We start from the raw sequence: 12,206 nt of genomic DNA, 5'->3' as shown, positions 1-12,206 counted from the left end.
GTTACTTAGCTCCTGTTCAAAGAACTTTAAGCCTGGATAATTTCTGCCTTTTCGGGGAGGCACTGTGCAACTCTCTCCCGTACGAGGTACATAGGATGCTTCGCCTTTAATGCTGAAACCAGGTGGCAATTCGGTTACCAGCGTGAAGCTATCCTGTTGTGCGACTGAACATCCTGTAGCCCCGAGCGTCCCCAAGCCGATGGCCGCAGCTCGAACAAGCCCAGTGAAAAAGTCTCGAGAAAACATTTTATTGTCCTTGTTCAGTGCAGTTTGGGTAGATGGTGCAATCACGCCCATCCGGCATTTTAAAGGGCTTGAAGTCGGTAGTGTTACCGCGACAAAACGCATAAGCGTCTGCAAGGTTTTTCCCCATGCACCGCTTCCAGCCTTCGGGGAATTTAACCCATGTATCTCCCATATATGGGGTTTCTTCCTTCGCAATTGAAAAGACGACTTTTATCGTTTTTCTCGCAAACTGAGCACGTTGCATAGGACCTTTTACATCTGAGTCACTTGCCTGATCCAGCGATTCCACAGATTTACATTTCAGAATCTTAACAATGTAACGATCAGGCCCTGCAGTGCGAAACAACCATTCGCACCTCTTTTGTAATACCAAGACAGGGGGAGGGCTTGGGGCTTCTGCRGATCCATCCCGAAAGGAAATCCCCGTGAACGCCCTGCCTAAATCGAGCCGATCAGCACCGTACTTCGCGTCAACCTGATATCCGAAGTTATAAAGTACCAAGGGGCAGCCACCTTCGTTACTGTACAGTGGGACTTCAAAGTATGCTGTTTGCGCTTCGTTACTAAGCTCTTGTTTAAAATTTTTTTTTCCTGGATAGTTTCTTCCTTCCCGAACCGGGACTGTACAGCTTTCCCCCGTGCGAGGAACGTAGGAGGCTTCACCTTTAAATTTGAACCCCGGCGGCAATTCCGTCACCAGCGTAAAACTGTCAGCAGACCTAACCGAACAACCAGAAACCGCCATGACACCCGCAACAGCGAACAACCAAAGCAAACGTCCCGAAAAGGTTGCGTCRGACACCTCCACCTCACCCACGCTCTGACTGACCCAGCTGCGCATCAAACACCCGCTGACACCGCGCAAAATGTTGCTCTGGCGTCTCACCCGGCAGCGGCTGCCAAGCCACATCGTCCGCGCACTTGGGATCAAGTCTGAGGCTGAGCATGAACTCGCGCTGTTCCGGCGTGTTCCATTGCCAGGCCTCAAGCAGGTCCATCTGTTCTTCCAGCCATTCGCGGACGTTGCGGGTTTCGGAGAGTTTGGCGGCGGCCTCGATGTGGTACACCAGCAACCAGCGCTTAAGATTTTCGCGCAAGATACTGCGCGTACGTTCCGGCGAGTTTGGAATTCGCATCCACGGCGCGGGGTTTGGCACCGGGTACGTGCCGGGCCTGGCGTTATCCGCGCTTTTCCACTGCTCCTTGTCCCAATACAGCACGCTGCTGATCGGGCCCAGCAGCAAGGGGCGTTCGGCCTCGCTCAGGTTGGCGAGGCAGCGAGCAATCACGCGATTGTCCTGAAAACGGAACAACGAGCGTTCGCCGTCTTCCTCAATCACCATTCGCGCTTGCCAGTGTTGGGTCAAGCCGTCGAGGTCGGCCTTGTCCATGCTGCCGATCCAGCCCCAGTTGCGCTGTGGGTCGTCCAGCAGTTGGCGAAAGGCATCGGCGCCGGGGTTGTGCAGTTCGGTCAGCCACGGGCTGATGGCGGCGAACTCGGCGTATTGGGTGCGTCGATAGAGTTGCACCGAGCGCTGCATCAGGCCTGCGCTGTAGAGCGAGGTGACGGGGTTCGGTTCGGCGAGGCTGTCGAGGGCCAGGATCAGGACGCGATTGAGTTTTGCTTGTTCGCCAAGCCAGTTGYTCAGTGCGTCGCTCATGCTGTTGCCCCCAAATCACATTTGCCTTCACGGCAGGCTTCGCAAATCGGGCAGCGGATGTCGCCGGCAGCTCGGGCGGCTTTGGCCATGGCCATTTGCACGGCGGCCGGGACGAGCAGGGCACCGGCCTTGTCTTTGGCGGCGGCCCAGGGGATGACGGGGTCGAGAATCTGAATCCCCGTGCCCGCGCCGGGAGCGCCACCCGAGTTGACCTTCACCTCAGCCCCACTGATCGTCACACCCCCCGCATCAATCTTCACAAAGCTCCCGCCAGCCTTGGCCGTCAGCTCCATGCCACCCTCGACCACCACCTTCTCCCCGGCGTGGTAATGAATCTCCTGACCCGCCTCGACAAACTGCGCCGTGCCGATCTTCACGTGCTGGGTCACGCCCACGGTGAGGTGATCATCCGCCCGTGCTTCGGTCTTGCGGTCCAGATGGGTAATCCGGTGCTCTTCCACCTTGAACTCGCTGAACACGTTGGCTTCGATCGTGTCATGCCGTTCATTGCCGACGCGGATTTTCTGGTCGTGCTCGATGTTTTCATCCCAGTCGCGCTGGGCGTGCAGGTAGATCTGTTCCGCGCCTTTCTTGTCTTCGATGCGAAACTCGTTGTAGCCCTTGCCGCCCGGCGAGCTGAGGGTTTTGAAGGTGCTGCGGGTCTTGTTCGCCGGCAGGTCGTAGGGGACGACGTTTTCCTTGTGGTACAGGCAGCCTGTGATCAGCGGTTGGTCGGGGTCGCCCTCGAGGAAGGTGACGAGCACTTCCATGCCGACTCGTGGGATGGCGATGCCGCCGTAGGCGTTGCCGGCCCAGCCGCTGGCGACGCGTAGCCAGCAGCTGGTCTTGTCGTCGGCCTGGCCGTCGCGGTCCCAGTGGAATTGCACCTTGACCCTGCCGTATTCATCGCAGTGGATTTCTTCCCCCGGCGGGCCGGTGACGATGGCGGTCTGGCTGCCCAGCACTTGCGGTTTCGGGTGTTCCAGGGCCGGGCGGAAGTGCGCGTCCCACGGGGTGGCGAGGAAGCGGTTGCGGTAGCCCTGGTGGAAGTCGTCCTTGTTGTCGGTGACGTCGCTGGTGGTGTTCTCGCCGAGCACTTGCGGCTGTTTGCCCTCGTGGACGATTTCCAGCAGCAGCCACAGGTCGTTCCATTCGGCGCGCGGGTGTTCGCTGAGGGCCAGGAAGTGGCCGCTGACCAGGGTCGGTTCGTCGCCTTTGCCTTCGGCCAGTTGGTAGTCGCTGCGATGGCGCTCGAGGGCACGGGTTGCCAGTTGCTTGCCGCGCGCGCGGTCGGTGAAACGGCCGGGGTAGTCGTAGTCTTCGAGGTCCGGGGCGAACGCGCTTTTGGCCGCGCTTTCCGGCAGCAGCCGGGGTTTTTCGAAGTCGTAGTCGCGGCGGCTGACGCGGGTAGTGCGGGTTTCCAGGCGCAGGTTGAAGCGCTTGATCACCGGTTTTTCGGCGGCCATGCCGGAGTCCTGCTGGTAGCTCACTGGCGCCAGCTTGCGGAACACCGTCTGGTCATCGCCGAACACCAGTTTGTGGCCGCTGGTCGAGTGCTGGAAGTGGAAATGGATGCCTTCCTCTTCGCACAGGCGCTGGATGAAATGCAGGTCGGATTCGTCGTACTGCACGCAGTACACGCGCTCCGGGTAGATCGCGCCGAGCTGGAAGCTGTAGGCGTCGGCCAGAATGCCGCGGGCCTCGAGGACCTGGGCGATGATCTTCGGCACGCTGAGGTGCTGGAAAATCTGTTGGTCGTGGTTGTGGCGCAGGTAAGCCAGTTGCGGCACCAGGCTGATGCTGTAGCGGGTCAGGCTCTTGCCGGAATCGCCTTGCTCGATGCGGTACACCAGTCCGTGGATTTTGCCTTGGCCGGTGGCGCCGAAGGTCAGACAACCGGGCTTGTGCAGCAGCTCTTCGAGTTTCAGGTCGGGGCGGGTGCTGACCAGTTCGATGTCGAAACAGAACGGCTGGTTGAGGGCCTCGCGGCCGATGAAGCTGAGCACCTGAAGGTCGACGGAAACGCCTTCGAGGGTGAGGGAGATATGGATTGCGTTTGCGTCCAGCATGCCTTGAATTCCGTCCTTTGAAAAAGCAGGGGGCGGATGGTGCAGTATTAAATGGCCATGTTCAAGGCGAAAATGCCGTAGGTCAGGGGCCTGACGCTTGTAGGRCTTTCCCCTATAGCTGAGGTTTTGCACGATGAATACAGGCACTTTTCGAGGCAATTGACCGCTACGCCATATAAAAAAGCAGTAGGCCCGATCGTGGTGACCTGGCCGGAGAGCAGGCCGTTCGACGTCTCATTGACGACGAACACGGTCGCTTGCGCCTCACGGAACTGGCAAGAGAGGAACTGTGTAATGGTGCTGGTGATCGTCAGGTTCATCCATTTCGATGGAGGGACCGCATAGTAGCGGGTGTACTTGTTGAACGGATGCTGCTCACCATCGGCCGGCAGCGGATAGTTGCTGAGCCCCGATGTGTTGGTCGGCATGCTGACACTTCCCAGCCAGATTTCGACCTGTGATTTACCGGCGTTGCTGGACAGTGAGACCGAAACGGTTTGAGTATCGGTGCCCGAGACAAAACCCAACGATGCCAGGCCTGCATTGGCCGTGGTGCCAGGTACCGTGATCGGTACGGGCGGCTGGCTGTTGCTCCAGTTCACGGAGACAGTCGAGTTGTTGTCATTTTGCGCGGAGTTGTAGATAAAGATCCCATACAGCTGGCCTGGGCTAAGCGCGGTACAGGTGGCTGTATCACCTGCGGTGAGCGTAATGCGTTGTCCGCCGTTCCAGTTAATTTGGGCAGCTGAGATAGCGACACTTTCCATGTTGGAGTTCCTTTTCCTGTTGTGGTGGTATAAGGATTCGCACAGCAATTGTCCTTACCTGCGCCGTGCGTGGAAAAGATACTAGTTGAAGGCATGTAGCGGTCAAGTAACTAACTGGTTGTAGTTGGCTGCATATGATTATTTTTTGGAATAGTTGCAAGTATAAATCGCTATAAATTTTCTCGGGCATAAAAAATATAAAGCTGTCAATGACCGCTTATCTTTTGTACGGGTTTTATTTTTTAAATTGCAATAAGACTATATCTAAAAAATATAATGGGAGAAAAGATGTAGCGCTCAATGAAGAAAGATATGCAAGCTGTCTTTTATTCAAGTCCTGCGGCAGGCCCTGAAATCAGGACCTGCCATAGTAGAGGAGGTATGGGGTGTGTATTTCAGCTCAACTGCCGCCGATACGGCAAATCCGGCCCGGTCTTGCTGCAGGTCAACGCGGCGGCGCTCACCGCAAACCTGAGCATCCCGTCAATCTGCTCACGGCTCAGCCGCTGCACACCCGCAACCGAATCCAGCTGCTGCTCGGTCAGCCAGGTAATCAGCGCCGCCTGGAAGGTATCGCCAGCCCCAACGGTGTCGGCAATCTTCACCGAACAGGCCGGCACCGACCATGTGCCATGAGCCCGGCTGAACACTGTCGCCCCCTGACCGCCACGGGTCAGGAACACCAACTGACAACGATGCTCCAGCCAGCCTTCGATCACGCGCTGCGGATCCTGCTCGGGATACAACAGGCTCAAATCTTCGTCGCTGACCTTGATCAGGTCGGCAAGCTCCACCAGGGTGGCGATCCGTGAACGCCACAACTCGATGTTCGGCTCGGGATTCAGGCGCACGTTCGGGTCGAGGCTGATCAGGCGTTTGCCACTTTCGCGCTGCACCAGCGCCAGCAAGGTATCGGCAACCGGTTGCACCACCAGCGAGAACGAGCCGATGTGCAAGCCGCGCACTTCAGGCCCCAGTTGCGGCAGATGCGCAAGGCTCAACTGCCGATCCGCGCAGCCTTCGCCGCGAAAGCTGTAGTGGGGTGAGCCATTGGCACCGACCGCGACCATCGCCAGCGTGGTCGGCGCGGCGAAGTCCACGAGGTAATCCGGGCGCACGCCTTCATCCTGCAGCACTTGCTGCAAGCGGCGGCCGAGGTAGTCGGTCGACAGTCCGGCAAACAGCGCGGCATCCACGCCCAAGCGGCGCAACCCCACTGCAACGTTGAACGGCGAGCCGCCGGCAATTGCCTTGAAATTCACTTTGGATGCCAGGCCGCTGGCATCGTCTTCGCTGAAGAAATCGAATAGCGCTTCACCACACACCAGATACATAGTTGCTCGCTCTTTAAAGGGTTGCGACATGCTGTTGATAGCGTTCGTAGGCCTGCTGACAGGCCTGTACATTTTCTGCAATCGGCAGGGTTTCACTGGCCAGGTCGAGCTTCACGCAGCGCTCGCACAAGTCCGCCAGGCTGTCTTCGTGGCCGTTTGCCCAAGACTTGCACCACGCCGCCTGAATCGCTGCGCCAAGCGCCGCGGCCTCGCTCTGTTCGGTACAAATCACTGGCGTATTCATGATGTCGGCGACGATTTGCCGCCACACCGGGCTCTTCGAGCCGCCTCCGGTCAGGCAGATGCTGCGGCTTTGTAAGCCATTGTGGCGCAGCAGGTCCAGCCCGTAACGCAAACCGAAGGTGGTGCCTTCCACCACGGCGCGGCACAGGTTGGCCCGGGTCAGGTTGGTCATGGTCAACCCCAGCAGGCTGCCGCTGGCATGGGGCAGGGCGGGAACGCGTTCGCCATTGAGGAACGGCAGCATGCACACGCCTTCAGCACCAATCGGCGCGTGTTCGACCAAGGCGTTGAACTGCTCGATATCCAGTTCGAACAACTCGCGAATCGCGCCGGTGGCATTGGTCAGGTTCATGGTGCAAATCAGCGGCAGCCAGCCGCCGCTGGAGGAACAGAACGTCGCCACCGAGGCGTCCGGACTGACGTGCGCCTGCTCGGCATAGGCGTAGACCGTCCCCGAAGAGCCGAGGCTCATGGTGATCGCGCCGGGCTTGATGTTGCCGGTGCCGATCGCGCCCATCATGTTGTCGCCACCGCCGCTGGAGACCAGGGCCTTGGGGTTGATGCCCAGATGCTCGGCGATGCCCGGCAGGATCGTACCGACCGGCTGGTGGGCATCGATCAGCTCCGGGAGCGCGGCTTGCAGGCGCCCGCTGGGGTCGATGTCGCGCAGCAGTTGCAAGTCCCACTGGCGCGTACGTACGTTGAAATAGCCGGTGCCCGACGCATCGCCGTACTCGCTGCAACTGCGACCGGTGAGCCAATAGTTGAGGTAGTCATGGGGCAGCAGGATACGGGCGATGCGGGCGAAAATTTCCGGGTGTTGTTCTTTGGTCCAGAGCAGCTTGGACACGGTGTAGCCCGGCGCGATAACGATGCCGAGGCGCTCCAGGGAGCCTTTTTCACCGCCCAGATGAGCCAGTAGACGACCATTCTCCGGGGTGGATTCGGTATCGCACCAGAGCTTGGCCGGGCGCAGTACCTGGCCGTGATCGTCGAGCAGCACCAGACCATGCTGCTGGCCGGAAACGCCGATGCCGAGGATGGCCTGACCATCGACATCCGCGGCGAGCAACGCGCGACGGGTGGCCTGGGTAAAGGCTTCCAGCCACTGGGCAGTGTCTTGCTCGCGACGGCCATTGGGGCCGCTGATGAGGCTGTGGACAGCAGCGCCCTGACCGAGGACCTGACCGCTGTGTGCGTCGAGGATCACGGCTTTGGTGCCTTGGGTGCCGCAGTCGATGCCCAGGAATAGTTGTTGGTTTGCCATGGAAACACCCTACCGAAGATTGTTCCCACGTTCTGCGTGGGAATGCATCAATGGACGCTCTGCGTCCGCTTCTGGATGGGACGCGGAGCGTCCCGGGCTGCATTCCCACGCAGAGCGTGGGAATAATCAGACGGCCAGCACTCGTTCGAGCGTCTGCGTCACGCCAACTTCCCGCAAGCTGTTACAGCACCACTCGAACGCCGCGACGAACTCTGGCGAACGCGGAATCGCCGTGCCGAAAATCTCCTCAACCTCCAGCAGCCGCTGGGTGATCAATGCATCATCGGCCACCAGCGCCTGACAGAACGCCGCCCGCGGATCCGGAATTGCATAGGTCTGACCGTTCTCATCCACGCCTTTGAGGTACAGCGCCCAGGCCGCCACCACCAGCGCCGCACGTTTGGTCTCGCGGCCGTCGGCGATCAAGCGGTTGAGGGTCGGCACGGTGAATTTCGGAAACTTCGATGAGCCGTCCGAACACACCCGCTCCAGTTGATCGGCAATCGCCTGATTGGAGAAGCGCGCCACCAGGGTGTTTTTGTACTCGGTCAAATCGATGCCCGGCACCGGCGCCAGTTGCGGCGTCACGTCCAGGTCCATGTAGGCGCGCATGTAGCGCACGAACAGCGGGTCGTTCATGGTTTCGTGAACGAAGCGGTAACCCTTCAAAAAACCCAGATAAGTCAGGGCCAGGTGACTGCCGTTGAGCAGTTTGATCTTCATCTCTTCGTAAGGCGTGACGTCGTCGGTGAACTGCACGCCGACTTTTTCCCAGGCCGGGCGACCGTTGACGAATTTATCTTCCAGCACCCACTGCACAAACGGTTCGCAGACCACTGGCCAGGCGTCGTCAATGCTGTGTTTGTCGTGCAATTGCAGGCGATGCTGGATGCTGGTCATCGGCGTGATGCGGTCGACCATGGCGTTGGGGAAGCTGACGTTGCGCTCGATCCAGTCGCGCAGGTCGGCATCGCGCAGGGCGGCGAATGCGAGCAAGGCTTTGCGGGTCACCGCGCCGTTGTGCGGCAGGTTATCGCAGGACATCAGCGTGAACGCGGGCGTGCCGGCGGCACGCCGTTTGGCCAGCGCGGCGCAGAGGAAGCCGAACACGGTTTTCGGCGTGTTCGGATTGCTCAGGTCGTGCTGGATCTGTGGCAGATGCGTCATGAACTCGCCGTTGCTGTCGTCGATGCAGTAGCCGCCCTCGGTGATGGTCAGCGAGACGATGCGGATCTCGGGGCTGGCCAGTTTATCGATCAGCGCCTCGGCGCCGTCTTCGGCCAGCAGCATGTCGCGGATCGCGCCGATGACTCGCACTTCGGTGTCGTCGGTATCGCCGAGTTCAAACAAGGTGAACAGGTAATCCTGTTCTTTGAGATCGTCCCGGGCACGACGGTCTTCGGTGCGCAGGCCGACCCCGCAGATGGCCCAGTCCAGTGCTTCGCCGGTGTTCATCAAGGCGTCGGTGTAGTACGCCTGATGTGCGCGGTGGAAACCGCCGACGCCAATGTGCGCGATGCCCTGGCGAGTGTCGCTCAGGGTGTAGGCGGGCAGGGCCACCTTGGGGGCGAGGCGGTTGAGGTTGGATTTATTCAGTTTCATCGCATGTTCTCTGAGATCAGGCTGCGGCGCGCAGTGGACGGGTCAGCGCCACGCCGTCGGCATCGAATAAATGGCAGTGCTCGGCGTCCAGGTGCAGGCTCAGGGTTTCGCCATAACGGCTGGCCAGATCGCCGCGAACGCGCATGGTCAACGCTTCGCCGGACGACGTCAGCACATGGCAGAAGGTGTCGCTGCCCAAACGTTCGCTGACATCGGCGGTGACTTGCAACGTGCAGTCGCCAGGTTGTGCCAGCTCCAGGTGTTCCGGGCGTATGCCCAGGGTCACCGCGCCGCCGACGCTCAGGTTGGCCGCGCTCAGCGGCAGAGTGATGCGGGTGCCGGCGTCCAGCAGCACTTCGCAGCCCCGGCTTTCAATACGGGTGACTTTGCCTTTGAGGAAGCCCATTTTCGGTGTGCCGAGAAAACCTGCGACAAACAGGTTGGCCGGCTGGTGATACAGGTCCAGTGGCGAACCGACCTGCTCGATCTTGCCGCCGTTGAGCACGACGACTTTGTCGGCCATGGTCATGGCTTCGACCTGATCGTGGGTCACGTAGATCAKGGTGGCTTGCAGTTCTTTGTGCAGGCGCAACAGTTCCAGGCGCATTTGCACCCGCAGGGCGGCGTCGAGGTTGGACAGCGGTTCGTCGAACAGGAAAATTTTCGGGTTACGCACGATGGCCCGGCCGATCGCTACGCGCTGACGCTGACCGCCGGACAGCTGTTTCGGTTTACGTTCGAGCATCGGCCCGAGCTCCAGAATGCGCGCTGCTTCGCCGACCTTCTTCTCGACTTCGGCTTTCGCTACACCGGCCAGGTCGAGGGCGAASGACATGTTYTTRCGCACGCTCATGTGCGGGTASAGGGCGTAGGTCTGGAACACCATCGCCAGGTCGCGCTTGGCCGGGCTGACTTCGGTGATGTCGCGGCCATCGAGCTCGATGGTGCCGCCGCTGACTTCTTCAAGGCCGGCGATCAGCCGCAGCAGGGTGGACTTGCCGCAACCCGACGGGCCGACGAACACCACGAATTCCTTGTCGTTCACTTCCAGGTCGATGCCTTTGATAATAGAAAAACCTTCGAAGCCTTTTTGCAGATTTTTGATTTTCAGGTTGGCCATGATGGCGCTCCGTTATGTTTATTCTTTGAGGGCTATTTCACGGCGCCAAACGACAGGCCGCGGACCAGCTGTTTCTGGCTGATCCAGCCGAAGATCAGTATCGGCGCGCAAGCCAGGGTCGACACCGCCGACAACTTGGCCCAGAACAAACCTTCGGGGCTTGAGTAAGAGGCGATCAGTGCGGTCAGTGGCGCGGCTTTGGACGAGGTCAGGTTCAGCGACCAGAACGCCTCGTTCCAGCACAGGATCAGCGACAGCAACACCGTGGAAGCCAAGCCACCCTTGGCGATCGGCAGCAGCACCCGGACCATTTCCTGCCACAGGGTGGCGCCGTCCAGGCGTGCGGCTTCGAGGATGTCCTTGGGGATGTCTTTGAAGTAGGTGTAAACCATCCAGACCACGATCGGCAGGTTGATCAGCGTGTAGATCACGATCAGCGCGATTCGCGTATCCAGCAGGCCAAAGCTCTTGGCCAACAGGTAGATAGGCATCAGCACGCCCACTGGCGGCAGCATCTTGGTGGAGAGCATCCACAGCAACGTGCCTTTGGTGCGCTGGGTTTCGTAGAACGCCATGGAATAGGCGGCCGGCACCGCGATCAGCAGGCACAAAGCGGTGGCGCTGAAGGAAATCACCACCGAGTTCCAGGCGAAGCTGAAGTAATCGCTACGCTCGTTGATGTGCAGGTAGTTCGAAAGCGTCGGCGTGAAGATGAACTGCGGTGGCGTGGCGAAGGCGTCGATTTCGGTCTTGAAACTGGTCAGCACCATCCAGAAGATCGGGAAGAAAATCACGATCGCGATGGCCCAGGCCAGGGTGCCGAGCAGCAGGCTTTGCAGACGACGGGATTGTTGAAGAGTCATGGCGCGGGCCTCAGGCTTTGTCTGTCAGGTTTTTGCCGATCATGCGCACCAGCACGATGGCCGCGATGTTGGCAATCACCACCGCGATCAAACCACCGGCGGAGGCCATGCCGACGTCGAACTGCACCAGCGCCTGGTTGTAGATCAGGTAGGCGAGGTTGGTCGAGGCGTAACCGGGGCCACCGTTGGTGGTGGTGAAGATTTCGGCGAACACCGACAGCAGGAAGATGGTTTCGATCATCACCACCACCGCAATTGGCCGGGCCAGGTGCGGCAAGGTCAGGTGCCAGAAAATCGCGATCGGGCCGGCACCGTCCAGGCGCGCGGCTTCCTTTTGTTCCTGGTCGAGGGACTGCATGGCAGTCATCAGGATCAGGATCGCGAAGGGCAACCATTGCCAGGACACAATGATGATGATCGACAGCAGCGGGTAGTGCGCCAGCCAGTCCACCGGCTGCGCGCCGAACAGCTTCCAGATGTAGGCGAGAATTCCCGAGACCGGGTGAAAGATCAGGTTCTTCCAGATCAGTGCACCGACGGTGGGCATGATGAAGAACGGCGAGATCAACATCACTCGCACGATGCCGCGACCGAGAAACTCACTGGCCTCCAGCAAAGCGCTGATCAACACGCCGAACACCACGCTGATCAGCAACACACTGCCCACCAGCAACAGGGTATTGGTGGCGCCGGGCAGGAAACCCGAATCGCTCAGGAAGTAGCTGAAGTTCTCCAGCCCCACGAATTCGTTTTCGCCGGGGTAGAGCAGGTTGTAGCGGATCATCGAAAAGTAAATGGTCATGCCCAACGGCACGATCATCCACAGCAGCAGCAACGCCACCGAGGGGCTGACCAGAAACCAGCCGGGGTTGGTCAACCGGCTTTTACGCACCGGTTGCGGGATGTCCATGTGAGCTTTGACAGTGGTTGAAGTATTCATGGCGATCAGAACCGATTGGGAACAGACAAATGAAGATCAACTGTAGGGGCGAGGCTTGTGTGGTGAGGGAGCTTGCTCCCGCTGGGTCGCGAAG

10 protein-coding genes and 1 pseudogene are annotated in these 12,206 nt (G+C 59.6%); all 11 read right to left on the bottom strand.

All coding sequences use genetic code 11. The features are described from left to right. Positions 1 to 246: pseudogene (locus AC1DLB_RS14330) on the bottom strand (hypothetical protein); the annotation flags it as partial. Between the two features lies 1 nt (position 247). Then, a complete protein-coding gene (locus AC1DLB_RS14325) occupies positions 248 to 1,087 on the bottom strand; it encodes a hypothetical protein (protein WP_477743040.1) in 840 nt (279 codons plus the stop codon). After that, positions 1,056 to 1,907 (bottom strand): DUF4123 domain-containing protein, encoded by an 852-nt coding sequence (locus tag AC1DLB_RS14320; protein WP_477785164.1) that lies wholly within the window; start codon positions 1,905 to 1,907, stop codon positions 1,056 to 1,058. The genes AC1DLB_RS14325 and AC1DLB_RS14320 overlap by 32 nt, the downstream gene beginning before the upstream one ends. After that, the gene (locus AC1DLB_RS14315) at positions 1,904 to 3,976 is read right to left on the bottom strand and encodes a type VI secretion system Vgr family protein (RefSeq protein ID WP_477743042.1); all 2,073 of its coding nucleotides are present in this window, start codon (positions 3,974 to 3,976) and stop codon (positions 1,904 to 1,906) included. Before AC1DLB_RS14315 ends, AC1DLB_RS14320 begins: the two co-directional genes overlap by 4 nt. 47 nt (positions 3,977 to 4,023) lie before the next feature. Continuing rightward, entirely contained in the window at positions 4,024 to 4,743 is a 720-nt protein-coding gene (locus tag AC1DLB_RS14310) for a hypothetical protein (protein ID WP_477785163.1), read from the bottom strand. A 395-nt stretch (positions 4,744 to 5,138) separates the two neighbouring features. Beyond that, positions 5,139 to 6,077, bottom strand: coding sequence for a carbohydrate kinase family protein (locus AC1DLB_RS14305; protein ID WP_064618063.1), 939 nt, complete (start codon positions 6,075 to 6,077; stop codon positions 5,139 to 5,141). A 13-nt stretch (positions 6,078 to 6,090) separates the two neighbouring features. Then, the gene (gene xylB / locus AC1DLB_RS14300; RefSeq protein ID WP_477743043.1) at positions 6,091 to 7,587 is read right to left on the bottom strand and encodes a xylulokinase; all 1,497 of its coding nucleotides are present in this window, start codon (positions 7,585 to 7,587) and stop codon (positions 6,091 to 6,093) included. Positions 7,588 to 7,713: 126 nt separating this feature from the next. Then, positions 7,714 to 9,189 (bottom strand): mannitol dehydrogenase family protein, encoded by a 1,476-nt coding sequence (locus AC1DLB_RS14295; RefSeq protein ID WP_477743044.1) that lies wholly within the window; start codon positions 9,187 to 9,189, stop codon positions 7,714 to 7,716. A gap of 16 nt (positions 9,190 to 9,205) precedes the next feature. Next, entirely contained in the window at positions 9,206 to 10,309 is a 1,104-nt protein-coding gene (locus tag AC1DLB_RS14290; protein WP_477785162.1) for an ABC transporter ATP-binding protein, read from the bottom strand. 32 nt (positions 10,310 to 10,341) lie between these two features. Next, on the bottom strand, positions 10,342 to 11,172 hold the full coding sequence (locus AC1DLB_RS14285; RefSeq protein ID WP_064618055.1) for a carbohydrate ABC transporter permease: 831 nt from the start codon (positions 11,170 to 11,172) through the stop codon (positions 10,342 to 10,344). Between the two features lie 10 nt (positions 11,173 to 11,182). Next, positions 11,183 to 12,112, bottom strand: coding sequence for a carbohydrate ABC transporter permease (locus tag AC1DLB_RS14280; protein WP_064618053.1), 930 nt, complete (start codon positions 12,110 to 12,112; stop codon positions 11,183 to 11,185). Positions 12,113 to 12,206 lie beyond the last annotated feature (94 nt).

The organism is Pseudomonas sp. 05N434 (assembly GCF_056396965.1).
This window is presented reverse-complemented; position numbering and strand designations above follow the sequence as displayed.

Bases quoted from the DNA above. Each gene is read 5' to 3' on its own strand.
- AC1DLB_RS14295 (WP_477743044.1), bottom strand. From the start codon at position 9,189: ATGAAACTGAATAAATCCAACCTCAACCGCCTCGCCCCCAAGGTGGCC.
- AC1DLB_RS14315 (WP_477743042.1), bottom strand. From the start codon at position 3,976: ATGCTGGACGCAAACGCAATCCATATCTCCCTCACCCTCGAAGGCGTT.
- AC1DLB_RS14285 (WP_064618055.1), bottom strand. From the start codon at position 11,172: ATGACTCTTCAACAATCCCGTCGTCTGCAAAGCCTGCTGCTCGGCACC.
- AC1DLB_RS14280 (WP_064618053.1), bottom strand. From the start codon at position 12,112: ATGAATACTTCAACCACTGTCAAAGCTCACATGGACATCCCGCAACCG.
- AC1DLB_RS14305 (WP_064618063.1), bottom strand. From the start codon at position 6,077: ATGTATCTGGTGTGTGGTGAAGCGCTATTCGATTTCTTCAGCGAAGAC.
- xylB (WP_477743043.1), bottom strand. From the start codon at position 7,587: ATGGCAAACCAACAACTATTCCTGGGCATCGACTGCGGCACCCAAGGC.